Source organism: Marinobacterium aestuariivivens, assembly GCF_042661465.1.
GTDB lineage: Bacteria > Pseudomonadota > Gammaproteobacteria > Pseudomonadales > Balneatricaceae > Marinobacterium_A > Marinobacterium_A aestuariivivens.
Map to the genome: position 1 here is coordinate 4,192,877 of NZ_JBHSWE010000001.1, position 15,011 is coordinate 4,207,887.

Annotated in this window: 12 protein-coding genes; 10 read left to right on the plus strand and 2 right to left on the minus strand. The window is 62.2% G+C overall.

Going from position 1 to position 15,011, the window contains the following annotated elements:
* Positions 1-111 precede the first annotated feature (111 nt).
* The gene (locus tag ACFQDL_RS21935) at positions 112-711 is read right to left on the minus strand and encodes a CsiV family protein (protein ID WP_379910863.1); all 600 of its coding nucleotides are present in this window, start codon (positions 709-711) and stop codon (positions 112-114) included.
* Positions 708-4,142: a transcription-repair coupling factor gene (mfd, locus tag ACFQDL_RS21940; protein WP_379910864.1), complete on the minus strand. Its 3,435-nt coding sequence runs from the start codon at positions 4,140-4,142 to the stop codon at positions 708-710. Before mfd ends, ACFQDL_RS21935 begins: the two co-directional genes overlap by 4 nt.
* A 316-nt stretch (positions 4,143-4,458) precedes the next feature.
* Here mfd and ACFQDL_RS21945 point away from each other — a divergent pair, with 316 nt between their 5' ends.
* The 10 genes from ACFQDL_RS21945 (at position 4,459) to sthA (ending at position 14,990) form a co-directional block, all read left to right on the plus strand.
* Complete coding sequence (locus ACFQDL_RS21945; protein WP_379910865.1) at positions 4,459-5,898, plus strand: glyceraldehyde-3-phosphate dehydrogenase; 1,440 nt, start codon at positions 4,459-4,461, stop codon at positions 5,896-5,898.
* A gap of 366 nt (positions 5,899-6,264) precedes the next feature.
* The gene (locus tag ACFQDL_RS21950; protein WP_379910866.1) at positions 6,265-7,611 is read left to right on the plus strand and encodes a Na(+)-translocating NADH-quinone reductase subunit A; all 1,347 of its coding nucleotides are present in this window, start codon (positions 6,265-6,267) and stop codon (positions 7,609-7,611) included.
* Positions 7,612-7,614: 3 nt separating this feature from the next.
* Positions 7,615-8,823, plus strand: coding sequence for an NADH:ubiquinone reductase (Na(+)-transporting) subunit B (locus ACFQDL_RS21955; RefSeq protein ID WP_379910867.1), 1,209 nt, complete (start codon positions 7,615-7,617; stop codon positions 8,821-8,823).
* Entirely contained in the window at positions 8,813-9,592 is a 780-nt protein-coding gene (locus tag ACFQDL_RS21960) for a Na(+)-translocating NADH-quinone reductase subunit C (protein ID WP_379910868.1), read from the plus strand. Before ACFQDL_RS21955 ends, ACFQDL_RS21960 begins: the two co-directional genes overlap by 11 nt.
* A 3-nt stretch (positions 9,593-9,595) precedes the next feature.
* A complete protein-coding gene (locus ACFQDL_RS21965) occupies positions 9,596-10,255 on the plus strand; it encodes an NADH:ubiquinone reductase (Na(+)-transporting) subunit D (protein ID WP_379910869.1) in 660 nt (219 codons plus the stop codon).
* 3 nt (positions 10,256-10,258) lie between these two features.
* Positions 10,259-10,867 carry an NADH:ubiquinone reductase (Na(+)-transporting) subunit E gene (nqrE, locus tag ACFQDL_RS21970; RefSeq protein ID WP_188860196.1) on the plus strand — a complete coding sequence of 203 codons (609 nt, stop codon included), beginning with the start codon at positions 10,259-10,261 and terminating at the stop codon, positions 10,865-10,867.
* Positions 10,868-10,900: 33 nt separating this feature from the next.
* On the plus strand, positions 10,901-12,127 hold the full coding sequence (gene nqrF / locus ACFQDL_RS21975) for an NADH:ubiquinone reductase (Na(+)-transporting) subunit F (RefSeq protein WP_379910870.1): 1,227 nt from the start codon (positions 10,901-10,903) through the stop codon (positions 12,125-12,127).
* 15 nt (positions 12,128-12,142) lie between these two features.
* Positions 12,143-13,177, plus strand: a complete 1,035-nt coding sequence (locus tag ACFQDL_RS21980; protein ID WP_379910871.1) for an FAD:protein FMN transferase — start codon at positions 12,143-12,145, stop codon at positions 13,175-13,177.
* A gap of 9 nt (positions 13,178-13,186) precedes the next feature.
* Positions 13,187-13,423: a (Na+)-NQR maturation NqrM gene (gene nqrM, locus ACFQDL_RS21985; RefSeq protein WP_379910872.1), complete on the plus strand. Its 237-nt coding sequence runs from the start codon at positions 13,187-13,189 to the stop codon at positions 13,421-13,423.
* Between the two features lie 166 nt (positions 13,424-13,589).
* Positions 13,590-14,990, plus strand: a complete 1,401-nt coding sequence (gene sthA, locus ACFQDL_RS21990; RefSeq protein WP_379910873.1) for a Si-specific NAD(P)(+) transhydrogenase — start codon at positions 13,590-13,592, stop codon at positions 14,988-14,990.
* The last annotated feature ends 21 nt before the right edge of the window (positions 14,991-15,011 follow it).

Genomic DNA, 15,011 nt, shown 5'->3' on the forward strand with positions numbered 1-15,011 from the left:
TCCGCGGGCGAATATCCTGCTGCTTGCCCGGTGTTGGGTTTCGGCCCTGCGGGCTTCCACCCCACCTGCGATTAGATTAACGCGTAACGCGTTACGCCTAACCCGTAACGCCTACCGCTGAATCAGTACCAGCACGCCGAACAGCGGGTGGTCGAGATAATGGATCTCGTCCGAGCGCATGCGGCGCGGTGTATCCAGGTTGGCGCTCAGTATCGAGCTGCCGTAGCCGTCGTTGCTGCTGGCGGGCGCGGCGAAGCTGTAATAGAGATCCGGGCGGAAATGCAGGAAGCGGCCGCGGTCGATGCTGACGTAGCCGTCCAGTTCGTAGACGCCGTTGGCCATCAGGTTGCCGCCGCGAATATGGACCGGGCGGGCACTGCTTTCGCGGCCGACCGGCTGGTACCAGGCGCCATGGAAGAGGGTGCGGTATGCGGCCTGGCCGGCGAGGCGGTTTTTCTCGGCGGTCAGGACCAGGTTGCTGCCCGGCAGGCGCTGGTAGGCGCCGTTGCCGCCGTTGCCCAGCTCCACGGCGCCGGCGCGGCGCGGCACTTCCTCGTCGCGCCATGCCTGTTCCTTCATCGCCGGCTGGCTGTTGTGGGCAAAGACCAGCACCTCGACCTTGTACCAGGGGTCCTCGGCCAGTACTGGCAGGCTGAAAATCAGCAGTGCCAGGGTCAGAAAAACAGATCGGTGATGGTTCGGCTTTTTCATGCGGCTAACTCGTTCAGCAGGTTTTCGACCGTCTGGAAGCGCTGGTCGGCGGTGGTCATGTCAAAGATGAAGCGCAGCTGGCTGGCGCCCTCCAGTTTGTAGCGTCGGGGCTGGGTCTGGACCAGCGTCACCAGCTTCATCGGGTCGACGCCGGTTTCGTGGCTGAACTCCAGGCGTCCGCCCTTGTCTGCGGCGTCGATCTTGTTGATGCCCAGCTGTCCGGCGCGCAGCTTCAGTCCGGTCAGCCGGAACAGGCTCTTGACCGGCTCCGGCAGCAGGCCGAAGCGGTCGATCATCTCGACCTGGAGTTCCCGCAGTTGCCGGTCGCTGGCGGCGTTGGCGATGCGCTTGTAGAGAATCAGCCGGTTGTGAACATCCGGCAGGTAATCGTCCGGGATCAGGGTCGGTACGCGCAGGTTGATTTCGGGGCCATGGTGCAGCGGTGCGTCCGGATTGGGGGTGCGGCCTGCGCGCATCGCCTCGATCGCCTGCTCCAGCATCTCCATGTACAGTGAGAAACCGACGGTCTGCATCTGGCCGCTCTGCTCCTCGCCCAGCAGCTCGCCGGCGCCGCGGATCTCGAGGTCGTGGGTCGCCAGCGTGAAGCCGGCGCCGAGGGTGTCCGCCTGGGCGATGGCTTCGAGGCGCTTGCCGGCGTCCGGCGTCATCGCCTGGGGCGGTGGCGTCAGCAGGTAGGCATAGGCCTGGTGATGCGAGCGTCCGACCCGGCCGCGCAGCTGGTGCAGCTGGGCGAGGCCGAACTTGTCGGCGCGGTCGATGACGATGGTGTTGGCGTTCGGAATGTCGATACCGGTTTCGATGATGGTGGTGCAGACCAGCACGTTATGGCGCTTGTGGTAGAAGTCGGACATCACCCGTTCGAGTTCGCGTTCGCGCATCTGGCCGTGGCCGATGCCAATGCGGGCTTCCGGCACCAGGTTCATCAGCTCCTCGGCAGTGCGCTCGATGCTCTTGACCTCGTTGTGCAGGTAGTAGACCTGGCCGCCGCGCAGCAGTTCGCGCAGGATTGCCTCCTTGATCATCGGCTTGTCGCTCTGGCGCACGAAGGTCTTGACCGACAGCCGGCGCGCCGGCGGCGTGGCGATGATCGACAGGTCGCGCAGACCCGACATCGCCATGTTCAGGGTGCGGGGGATCGGTGTCGCGGTCAGGGTGAGAATGTCGACCTGGGCGCGCAGCGATTTCAGGCGCTCCTTCTGCTGCACGCCGAAGCGGTGTTCCTCGTCGATGATCACGAGCCCCAGGTCCTTGAACCTCATATCGCCCTGCAGCAGCTTGTGGGTGCCGACGATGATGTCGATTTCGCCGGATTCCAGCTTGTCCTGGGCCTGTTGCTGCTGTTTTGCGCTGCGAAAGCGGGAGATCAGCTCGACATTGATCGCCCAGTCGGCGAAGCGGTCGCGGAAGTTGTCGTAATGCTGCTGCGCCAGCAGGGTGGTCGGCACCAGGATCGCCACCTGTTTGCTGTTCTGCACCGCCAGGAAGGCGGCGCGCATCGCCACCTCGGTCTTGCCGAAGCCGACGTCGCCGCAGACCAGCCGGTCCATCGGCTGCGGTGCGGTCATGTCGCGGATCACCGCCTCGATCGCCAGTGCCTGGTCCGGGGTCTCCTCGAACGGGAAGCTGGCGGCAAAGCGGCGATAATCCTCGTCCGGCGAGGTGAAGCTGAAGCCCTTGCGGGCACCGCGACGGGCGTAGATGTCGAGCAGTTCGGCGGCCGTGTCGCGCACCTTTTCCGCCGCCTTGCGCCGGGCGCGGCTCCACTGCTCGGTGCCGAGCCGGTGCAGTGGCGCCATTTCGTCGCTGGTGCCGCTGTAGCGGCTGATCAGGTGCAGTGCGCTGACCGGCACGTAGAGCTTGGCGTTGTCGGCGTATTCCAGGGTCAGGAATTCGTTCTGCTGGCCATCGAGTTCGATGCACTGCAGGCCCTGGTAGCGGCCGACGCCGTGGTCGATATGCACCACCGGTGCGCCGATGCGCAGCTCCGACAGGTTCTTGACCACCTGGTCGGCCTGCTCCTGGTCGCGGCTGCGGCGCCGGCGCTGGAATACCTGCTGGCCGAAGAGCTGGGTCTCGGTGATCAGCTGAACGCTGCCCGGGAGGCTGAGGCCCCGCTCCAGCGGGTAGATGCAGATGCCCCTGCGTGGCCTCCGTGCCGAGAAATCGGCCCAGTCGTCGACCGGCTCGGGATGGATGCCGGCTGCCCCGAAGAGTTCGAGCAGCGATTCGCGCCGCCCGGCCGACTCGGCGCAGAACAGCACCGGCTCCGGATGAGCGTCGAGAAAAGCCTTCAGTGCGGCCAGCGGTTCGCTGGCCTGGGCGTTGACCGGAAGTGCCGGCGGTTCGTCGAACGGGCTGTCCTGGCTGCCGGCACCGGAGCCGACGCTCTCGGGCTGTATAACCAGTCGAGGCAGCCGCTTCAGTGCGGCGAAGAGCTCGTCGACGCGGATAAAGACTTCGGCCGGCTCGAGCAGCGGCCGCTCGACATCGTGGCGGCGCTCCTCGTAGCGCTCTTCGACCTCGCTCCAGAACTGCTGTGCGACCGTTTCTAGGCCGGAGGTGCAGATCACCAGACTGTTGTCCGGCAGGTAATCGAACAGCGTGGCGCTCTGCTCGAAGAACAGCGGCAGGTAGTATTCGATGCCGGCGGGAATCAGGCCGTCGCTGACGTCCTGGTAGATGGTGCAGCGCCTGGGATCGACGTCGAAGCGCTCACGCCAGCGCTGACGGAAGCTGGCGATGGCATTGCCATGGAACGGGAACTCCTGTGCCGGCAGCAGCCTGATCTGTTCGACCTGTTCGATCGAGCGCTGGGTCTCGGGGTCGAAACAGCGAAGCGTTTCGATCTCGTCGTCGAACAGGTCGATGCGATAGGGCAGGCGGCTGCCCATCGGATAAATGTCCAGAATGGCGCCGCGCTGGGCGAACTCGCCATGTTCGTAGACCGTCTCGACGGCGCGGTATCCGGCGTCGGTCAACAGGCGGCGCATCGCCTCGGGGTTGAGCTTCTGGCCGACATCGAGCAGCAGGCTGTTGCCGCCGATAAAGGCGCGCGGTGCGAGCCGGTGCATCAGCGTGGACGCCGGCACGATCAGAATGCCGCGCTTCAGCTGCGGCAGCCGGTAGAGGCTGTGTATACGCTCGGAAATGATGTCCTGGTGCGGCGAGAAGTTGTCATAGGGAAGCGTTTCCCAGTCCGGAAACGTCAGCAGCTCGGCCTGCGGGTCGAAAAAGGCTGCTTCGCTGGCCAGGCGCGAGGCTTCGTCGCTGGAGGCGGCGATCACCAGCGTGATGCCGTCGTGACGCCGCGCCGCCTCCGTGATCAGGTAGCCCTGGGCGCTGCCCCTGAGCTGGCCGACGCGCTTGATATCGCCCGCGCCTGCCGGCATCGGGTAATCCGCTTTGAACACTGCTGACTCCTTGCCTGTATGGAAAGCCGCAAGCGGCGGGTGGCGCGTGCCGGGCCGGTCGCTCGCCACTGACCGCTTTCATGCCCCGGGGCGGCGAGCGGGCTCGTCGCGAGGCCCCCTTTTGGGACGCCAGTTTTCGGGGTTCGTGAAAAGGCGCCTATATTAACCGAAAAGAACCGAGTGCAGCGAGCGGCGCGGTTCCTGCCAGACGCGGTTCCTGCCAAAGTAGGAGGGCGTACGATTTGCCCGAGTGGTGCTAAAAGGGGATAATGCGCGCGCAGCCAATTTCAGCCTTGACGATTTTTTGGAGTGACCTGTGAGCCAAGAGCAAGTTTTCGCAGACTGGAAAGCGCGTGAAGCGCGGGCCGAGGCCATGGTGCCGTTGATCGGCCGCCTCTACCGTGACCGCAACGTCGAGACGTCCGTTTTCGGACGCCTGGTCCACAAGCGTTCCGTCACCGATATCCTGAAAGCGCACCGTTTCGCGCGTAATATGATGGAAGACCAGGAAGAGCTCAGCGTTCACGATACCTATCCGGTTCTGGAAGCTGTCGACAAACTGGGTGTCGCCAATGCCCATGTGGACGTGGGCAAGCTTGTAATCAAGTTTCGCCACGAAGGTAACGGCGATCTCGAAGCCTTCCTGAAGAACGAGCTGAGCGACGTCATCGGCGCGCCCGAGCGCGAGCCGACCGACGTTGTCCTGTACGGTTTCGGTCGCATCGGTCGTCTGCTCGCCCGTCTGCTGATCGAGCGAACCGGTGGTGGCCAGTCGCTGCGCCTGCGCGCTATCGTCGTGCGCAAGGGCAACGCGGACAACGATCTCGAGAAGCGTGCCAGCCTGCTGCGTCGCGACTCGGTTCACGGTTCCTTCAAGGGCACCATTCAGGTCGATCACGAGAACCAGGCCCTCATCGCCAACGGCAATGTCATCAAGGTGATCTTCGCCGACGCACCGGACACCATCGACTACACCGATTACGGTATCAGCAATGCGCTGGTGGTCGACAATACCGGCAAATGGCGCGATGCCGACGGCCTCAGCCTGCATCTGCGCGCCAACGGCGTGTCCCGTGTGCTGCTGACCGCGCCGGGCAAGGGCGTCAAGAACATCGTCATGGGCGTCAACCATGGCGACATCACCGATGACGACCGCATCCTGTCGGCTGCGTCCTGCACCACCAACGCCATCGTGCCGGTGCTGAAAATGCTCAATGACCGCTTCGGCGTGGTCAACGGGCACGTCGAGACCGTGCACTCCTACACCAACGACCAGAACCTGATCGACAATTACCACAAGGGTGATCGTCGTGGTCGTGCCGCCGGCCTCAACATGGTCATCACTGAGACAGGGGCGGCCAAGGCCGTGGCCAAGGCGCTGCCGGAGCTCGAAGGCAAGCTGACCGGCAACGCGATCCGCGTGCCGACGCCGAATGTCTCGATGGCGATCCTGAACCTGAACCTCGACAAGGCCACCACCAAGGACGAGTTGAATGACTTCCTGCGCAATGCCGCGCTGTTCTCCGACCTGCAAAAGCAGATCGATTACAGCAACTCGCCGGAAGCCGTGTCCACCGACTTCGTCGGCTCCCGCGCCGCGGGCGTCGTCGACGGTCTGGCGACCATCGTCGACGGCAATCGCTGCGTGCTCTACGTCTGGTACGACAACGAGTTCGGCTACAGCTGTCAGGTCTTCCGCATGATGCAGGCCATGGCGCACTGCACCCTGCCGGCCTTCCCGCCGAAAGAGATCTGATCTCGCCAACCGGGTGGGCTTCCTGCCCACCCGGTGTTGTGTCGGAATGCGCTTCGCTTATTCCGACCTACGATTCTTTCTCACCAATCACCACTCACCGATCCTATCCTGCGCGATTTTCGTACTGGATCACAAAGTCCGTTGAAAATTATCGGAAATTGAATCCGCAAAGGCGGCTGATTGGACCGGCGCTTTGTAGAAAAGCACGGCTCCGCTCAGTTATACTAACGCGGTTTTTTGGGTGGGGCTTTTCGACTCCTGAAACAATAATAACCAGATTCCGACAGCCGCTGGGGACAGGCGTCTGACGAGGGGATGGTTTCAGGATGAAGACCCGAGACAATTTTAACGTGATGGGTGAGGCGTATGATCAAGATCAGCAAGGGTCTGGATCTACCGATTGCGGGCGCGCCGGAGCAGGTGATCAGTGCTGCTCCGAAAGTGCGTACCGTCGCCGTGGCGGGTCCTGATTATGTAGGCATGAAGCCTACGATGGCCGTCAAGGTGGGTGACCGGGTGAAACTCGGTCAAGTGATCTTTTCAGACAAGAAAACAGAAGGTGTTGTCTTTACGGCCCCGGGTGCAGGTGTCGTCAAGGATATCAACCGGGGCGAACGACGCGTGCTGCAGACCGTCGTCATCGAGCTCGATGACGACGAGGATGCGGTGGAGTTCGCCAGGTACGAGGCGGGCAAACTCGCCAGCCTGAGTCGCGAGCAGGTCGAACAGAACCTGGTCGAGTCCGGTCTCTGGACGGCGTTCCGTACCCGTCCGTTCAGCCGTGTGCCACAGCCGGGCACCGAACCGAATTCCATTTTCGTCACCGCCATGGATACCAATCCGCTGGCGGCCGATCCCCAGGTGATCATCGCCGAGCAGCCGGAGGCCTTCGTCAACGGCCTCAAACTGCTGACCCGCCTGACCAAGACCAAGGTCTATCTGTGCCAGGCGGCCGGTGCCGGTGCCAAGCTGCCCGCCGTTGACGGCGTTCAGATCGCCGAGTTCGATGGCCGTCACCCGGCCGGCAACCCGGGCACCCATATCCACTTCCTCGATCCGGTCAGCCGAAACAAGTTCGTCTGGACCATCGGTTATCAGGATGTCATCGCCTTCGGCAAGCTGTTCACCGAAGGGCGTCTGCCGACCGAACGGGTTGTCGCGCTGGGCGGCCCCCAGGTCGAAAAGCCGACGCTGCTGCGCACCCGGCTGGGCGCGAGCCTGGAGGAACTGTGCCAGGGCCGCCTGAAGGCCGGCGACAACCGCGTCATCAGCGGTTCCGTCTGGAACGGCCGTGCCGCCAAGGGGCCGTTGGGCTATCTGGGCCGCTACGCGACCCAGGTCAGCGTGCTCGAAGAGGGCACCAAGCGTGAATTCATGGGCTGGGTCGCGCCGGGCGCCAACAAGTTCTCGGTGCTGAACATGTTCAGCTCGCTGCTGTCGCCTGGCAAGAAGTTCTCCTTCACCACCACCACCAACGGTTCCGAACGGGCCATGGTGCCGGTGGGTCAGTTCGAGGAGGTGATGCCGCTGGATATCCTGCCGACGCAGCTGCTGCGCGCGCTGGTCACCGGCGATATCGTCCATGCGATGCAGCTGGGCTGTCTCGAACTCGACGAGGAAGACCTCGCGCTCTGTACCTTCGCCTGTACCGGCAAGTACGAGTACGGTCCCATCCTGCGCGACAACCTGCTGCGTATCGAGAAGGAGGCCTGATCCATGAGTCTGAGAAACGTTCTGGACAAAATGGAGCCGCATTTCCACAAGGGCGGCAAATACGAAAACTGGTACGCGCTCTACGAAGCGGTCGATACCATCTTCTATACCCCGGGTCAGGTGACCAAGAGCGCGGCGCACGTACGTGACGGCGTCGACCTCAAGCGCATGATGATCCTGGTGTGGATGTGCACCTTCCCGGCCGTGCTTTTCGGCCTCTACAACGTCGGCTTCCAGGCCAACACTGCCATGGCGTCTCTCGGACTGACCGAGACCAACACCTGGCAGGGAGCTGTCGCCGGCGCGCTGACGTCCTTCAATCCGGACAGCCTCTGGGACAACATCATCCACGGAGCGGCATACTGGATCCCGATTTACGCGGTGACCTTCATCGTCGGCGGTTTCTGGGAAGTGCTGTTCGCGATGAAGCGTGGCCATGAAGTCAACGAAGGCTTCTTCGTCACCTCCATCCTGTTCTCGCTGATCCTGCCGCCGACCGTACCGTTGTGGCAGGTGGCGCTGGGTATCAGCTTCGGCGTGGTGATCGGCAAGGAAGTGTTCGGCGGTACCGGCAAGAACTTCCTCAATCCGGCCCTGACCGGCCGTGCCTTCCTGTTCTTCGCCTATCCGGCGCAGATGTCCGGTGATGCCATCTGGACCGCGGTCGACGGTTTTTCCGGCGCGACCCCGCTGGGCCTGGCCGCCGCCGGTGGCGTCGATGCCATCCTGGCGCAGAACATCACCTGGTTCGACGCCTTCATGGGCAGCATCCAAGGTTCCGTCGGCGAAACCTCGGCCTTCGCGATCCTGATCGGCGGACTGGTACTGCTGTATACCAAGGTTGCGGCCTGGCGTATCGTGGCCGGCGTGCTGGTCGGCACCATCGCCACCACCGTACTGTTGAATCTGATCGGTTCCGACACCAACCCGATGTTCAGTGTGCCCTTCTACTGGCACCTGGTGCTCGGCGGCTATGCCTTCGGTCTGTTCTTCATGGCGACCGACCCGGTCTCGGCCTCGATGACCAACATCGGCAAGTGGTGGTTCGGTGCACTGATCGGCGTCATGGTCGTGCTGATCCGTGTCGTCAACCCGGCGTTCCCGGAAGGCATGATGCTGGCGATCCTGTTCGGTAACCTCTTTGCACCGCTGATCGACAACTTCGTGGTGCAGGCGAATATCAAGCGGAGGATGGCGCGCAATGTCGGCTAACAACGATACGATCGGTAAGACAATTACCGTTACGGTACTGCTCTGTGTGATCTGCTCCGTCGTGGTTTCCGCCGCTGCGGTTTTGCTGAAACCGCAGCAGGTTTCCAACAAGGAGCTGGACCGCAAGTCCAACATCCTGGCCGCGGCCGGGATCAGCGATCCGTCCAAGTCGGTCGATGAGCTGTTCGGGCAGATCACCACCCGCATCGTCGACCTGGAGACCGGCAAGTTCACCGACGAGGTGGACCCGGCGACCTACGATGCGATGAAGGCGGCGAAGGACCCGGCCCTGTCGGAGAAGCTGGACCGCAAAGAGGATATCGCCTCGATCAAGCGCCAGGCGCGCTACATGCCTGTCTACCTGGTTCAGGACGGCGAGCAGATCGAGAAGGTCATCCTGCCGGTACATGGCTATGGCCTCTGGTCCACCCTGTACGGTTTTCTGGCGCTGGAAGGCGACCTGAACACCGTCGTCGGTCTGGGCTTCTACTCCCACGCCGAGACCCCGGGTCTGGGCGGTGAAGTCGACAATCCGGCCTGGAAGGCGCTGTGGCCCGGCAAGAAGGTCTACGACGAGGGGTCCATGGACCCTGAGCTGCGCCTGGTCAAGGGCAACGTCGATCCGTCTTCGCCGAACGCGGTGCATCAGGTCGACGGCCTGTCCGGTGCGACCCTGACCAGCAACGGCGTGACCAATCTGGTTCAGTTCTGGCTCGGCGAGAACGGTTACGCGCCGTTCCTGGCCAACCTGAAAGCAGGGGAGGTGTAAGCGATGGCTACCACTAAAGATATCCTGACGAAACCGATTTTCGCGAACAATCCGATCGCGCTGCAGATCCTCGGCATCTGCTCGGCGCTGGCGGTGACCTCGAACCTCAACACCGCACTGGTGATGAGTCTCGCGGTTATCGTGGTGACGGCGTTCTCGAACTTCTTCGTCTCGCTGATCCGCAACCATATTCCGGGCAATATCCGCATCATCTGCCAGATGACCATTATCGCGTCGCTGGTTATCGTCGTGGATCAGTTCCTCAAGGCCTACGCCTACGAGATCTCCAAACAGCTGTCGGTCTTCGTCGGCCTGATCATCACCAACTGTATCGTGATGGGGCGTGCCGAAGCCTTCGCGATGAAGAACCCGCCGGTGATCTCCTTCATGGATGGTATCGGCAACGGCCTCGGCTACGGCGCGGTACTGATGTTCGTCGGTTTCATCCGCGAGCTGTTCGGTGCCGGCTCGCTGTTCGGCGTCGAGATTCTCTCGCTGGTCAGCAATGGTGGCTGGTACCAGGCCAACGGTCTGCTGCTGCTGCCGCCGAGCGCATTCTTCATTATCGGCATGTTCATCTGGATCGTCCGCTCCTGGAAGAAGGAGCAGGTCGAAGAGCCGGAGTACGTGCTGGCCCCGAACAGCAAGAAGGAGGCTGTGTAAATCATGGAACAGCTGATCAGCCTTTTCGTCAAGGCCGTCTTCGTCGAGAACATGGCGCTGGCCTTCTTCCTCGGGATGTGCACCTTCCTCGCGATCTCGAAGAAGGTTCAGACCGCCATCGGTCTCGGCATCGCGGTTATCGTGGTGCTGGCGATCACCACGCCGGTCAACAACCTGATCTTCAACCACCTGTTGCGCGAAGGGGCGCTGGCCTGGGCCGGTTATCCCGACGTCGACCTGAGTTTCCTCGGCTATATCTCGTACATCGGCGTTATCGCGGCGATCGTGCAGATCCTCGAGATGTTCCTCGACAAGTTCGTGCCGGCGCTCTACAACGCGCTGGGCGTGTTCCTGCCGCTGATCACCGTGAACTGCGCCATCATGGGTGCGGCCCTGTTCATGGTCGAACGTGACTACACCTTCGGCGAGAGTGTCGTCTATGGCGTCGGAGCCGGTACCGGCTGGGCGCTGGCGATCACCGCGCTGGCGGGTATTCGCGAAAAACTCAAGTACAGCGACGTGCCGGCTGGACTGCGAGGCCTGGGCATCACCTTCATTACCGTTGGTCTGATGTCTCTGGGTTTCATGTCCTTCTCCGGTGTCCAGCTGTAAGGAACATGATCAACAGAAGGAAGGTTAAAGCCTATGAATGCTGAAATCGTTCTCGGCGTTGTCATGTTTACCGCGGTGGTGCTGGCACTGGTCGCGGTTATCCTGGCAGCCCGTTCAAGACTGGTAAGTACCGGTAGCGTCCATATCGATATCAATGGCGATCCGGAAAAGAGCATCACGGTACCGGCAGGTGGCAAACTGCTGTCCACCCTGGCCAATGCCGGGATCTTCGTGCCCTCCGCCTGTGGCGGCGGCGGTACCTGCGCCCAGTGCAAGTGCATCGTCGAAGAGGGCGGCGGCTCGATGCTGCCGACCGAGGAGTCTCACTTCAACCTGCGTGAAGCGAAAGATGGCTGGCGTCTGTCCTGCCAGGTCGCGGTCAAGCAGGATATGAAGATCGAACTCGAAGACGACATCTTTGGCGTCAAGAAGTGGGAGTGCACCGTCGACTCCAACCCCAACGTTGCGACCTTCATCAAGGAGCTGACGCTGCGTCTGCCGGAAGGCGAGAACGTCGACTTCCGTGCCGGCGGCTACGTCCAGCTGGAAGCGCCGCCCCACGAGGTGCACTACAAGGACTTCGACATCGAAGAGGAGTACCGGGCCGACTGGGACAAGTTCAACGTCTGGCAGTACGTATCCAAGGTCGACGAGACCGTGATCCGTGCCTACTCGATGGCGAACTACCCGGAAGAGAAGGGCATCGTCAAGTTCAATATCCGTATCGCGTCGCCGCCTCCGGGCACCAACCATCCGCCGGGCAAGATGTCGTCCTACGTCTTCAATCTGAAGCCGGGCGACAAGATCACCGTGTACGGACCTTTCGGCGAGTTCTTTGCCAAGGACACCGACGCCGAGATGGTCTTTATCGGCGGTGGTGCCGGCATGGCGCCGATGCGTTCGCACATCTTCGACCAGCTGAAGCGTCTGAACTCCAAGCGCAAGATCAGCTTCTGGTACGGCGCCCGCTCCATGCGCGAGGCGTTCTACGGCGAAGAGTACGACAAGCTGCAGGACGAGAATCCGAACTTCCAGTGGCACTTGGCACTGTCGGATCCGCAGCCGGAAGACAACTGGACCGGTTACACCGGCTTCATTCACAACGTGCTGTACGAAAACTATCTGAAGGACCATGAGGCACCGGAGGATTGCGAGTACTACATGTGCGGGCCGCCGATGATGAACGCGGCCGTGATCCAGATGCTGCTCGACCTCGGTGTCGAGCGGGAAAACATCCTGCTCGACGACTTCGGTGGTTGATGGATGGTCGCTTCCTTGCCGAAGCTGACATCGAAATGGCCAGCAGCTTCGCTGCTGGCCATTTTGTTTGTGGCGCTGTGGATGCTTGGCGGCTGCGATTCGAAGCCGCAGGTGCTCAGCCACAGTGGCCCGACGATGGGCACCAGCTTCACCGTAAAGTGGGTTTCGGCCGACGCCGGTAGCCTGGAGCGTATCGCGCCGCTACTGGAGCAGTCCCTGGCGGCGGTCAACCAGTCGATGTCGACTTATATCGAGGACTCGGAACTGTCGCGCTTCAACCGCCAGCCGGCCGGGTACAGCACCGAAGTGTCCGATGGTCTGTTCGAAGTGCTCAGCCTGTCGCAGCAACTGAGCAAGAGCAGCGATGGCGCCTTCGACGTCACCGTCGGCCCCCTGGTCAACCTCTGGGGATTCGGACCCGACGGCCGGGTGACCCATGCGCCCAGTGACGAGAAGATCGAGCAGATTCGCGAGCGGGTCGGATTTCGCAAGCTGCATCTGGATGCGGACCGTCACCGGGTTGGCAAGGCTGCCGCGCTCTATGTCGACCTGTCGGCCATCGCCAAGGGCTATGGCGTCGACGAGCTGGCGCGGGTGCTGGAAGGCGAAGGCATCGACAGCTATCTGGTCGAGGTGGGCGGCGAGCTGCGGGCCCGGGGCCAGAAACCCGATGGCAGCCCCTGGCGCATCGCCATCGAGAGCCCGGTGAGCAGCGGCCGCGATGTGCAGCGCATCATCGAGGTGCATGAAATCGGCGTGGCCACCTCCGGTGACTATCGCAACTATTTCGAGGAAAATGGCGTTCGTTTCTCCCATACCATCGACCCGGCGACGGGCCGGCCGATCCGCCACAAGCTGGCATCGGTCACGGTGCTGAGCCCGACCTGCGCCGAAGCGGACGGCATGGCGACGCTGCTGACGGTGCTGGGGGATGAACGCGGCTACCAGTATGCGGTCGACAACGGAGTGGCGGCGTTTTTTATCGTCAAATCGGAACAGGGTTTCGTCGAGCGGATGACGCCGGCGTTCGAGCCCTACCTGACCGAATGAGGTGATGCAATGGACGTAATGATTCTGACCTTTGTGGTCCTGGGCGTTGTCATTCTGGCGATGTCCATCGGCGTGCTGCTGGGCGGCAAGCCGATCAAGGGGTCCTGCGGTGGCATGAGCGCCATCGGCATGGATACCGTCTGCGATATCTGCGGCGGCAACCCGAACAAGTGCGAAGAAGAAACCAAGAAGTCCGCCAGCCGCGAACCGGCAGAGCTGGCCTACGAGGTCAAGAGCGGCGCCTGAAGGAAAAGCCGGAGGCTGTGAAGCCGTAGGATGGGTGGAGCGATGCAACAGGCTGAGCTTGAAGCTTCTGCGGGATTCGTGCATCGCGCAACCCATCATAAAGCCGTGATGGAATAACATAACGCCCGGCAACAAGGGCGACAGACGAAGAGTGAAGGGGAAACGAATGGCAGTATATGACTACGATGTCATCGTGATCGGCTCCGGTCCCGCGGGGGAAGGAGCGGCGATGAACTCGGTCAAGAAGGGGCGCCGTGTCGCCGTGATCGAGGAGAAGGACCTGGTCGGCGGCAACTGTACCCACAGGGGCACCATCCCGTCCAAGGCGCTGCGTCATTCCGTCAAGCAGATCATCGAGTTCAACACCAACCCGATGTTCCGCGATATCGGCGAGCCGCGCTGGTTCTCCTTCCCCCATGTGCTGTCCCGCGCCGAAAAGGTGATCGCCAGTCAGGTGATGCTGCGCACCAACTTCTATGCCCGCAACCGTGTCGACGTCTTCTTCGGCCGTGCCGAGTTCGCCGACAGGAACACCATCCTGGTGCGCGGCACCGCCAACGGCGACGAGACCCTGCGTTCCCGGAATGTCGTCATCGCCACCGGCTCCCGTCCCTATACGCCGGCCGATGTCGACTTCAACCACCCGCGCATCTACAACTCCGATACCATCCTCAAGCTCGGCCATACGCCGCGGACCCTGATCATCTACGGTGCCGGGGTTATCGGCAGCGAATACGCGTCGATCTTTGCAGGTCTGGGCGTCAAGGTCGACCTGATCGACAACCGTGACCGGCTGCTGTCCTTCCTGGACAGCGAGATTTCCGACGCGCTCAGCTATCACCTGCGCAACAACGCCGTGAAAATTCGCCACAACGAGGAATACGAGTCGGTCGTCGGTGACCAGGGCGGCGTGACCCTGACGCTGAAATCCGGCAAGCGCATCCGCGCCGATGCCTTCCTCTGGTGCAACGGTCGTACCGGCAATACCGACCAGCTGGGGCTGGAAAATATCGGTCTGGAAGCCAACAGTCGAGGCCAGCTCGAAGTCGACGAGCATTACCGCACCGGCTGCGAAGGCATCTACGCGGCCGGTGACGTCGTCGGCTGGCCGAGCCTGGCGTCGGCGGCGCTGGACCAGGGGCGCTCGGCGGCAGCCGACCTGCTCAATGGCGAAGACTTCCGCTATATCAACGAAGTGCCGACCGGCATCTACACGATTCCGGAGATCAGCTCGCTCGGCAAGACCGAAGAGGAACTGACCGCCGAGTGCATTCCCTACGAGGTGGGTCAGGCCTTCTTCAAGGACACCGCCCGTGCGCAGATTTCCGGACAGCCGGTCGGCATGCTCAAGCTGCTGTTCCACCGTGAGACCCTGGAAATTCTCGGCATCCACTGCTTCGGCGACCAGGCATCCGAGATCGTGCACATCGGCCAGGCCATCATGGCGCAGAAGGGCGAGGCCAATACGCTGAAATACTTCATCAACACCACCTTCAACTACCCGACCATGGCCGAGGCCTACCGCGTCGCGGCGATCTCGGGCCTGAACCGGATCGATAACTTGTGAGGCATAAGGCGTAAGGCGAGA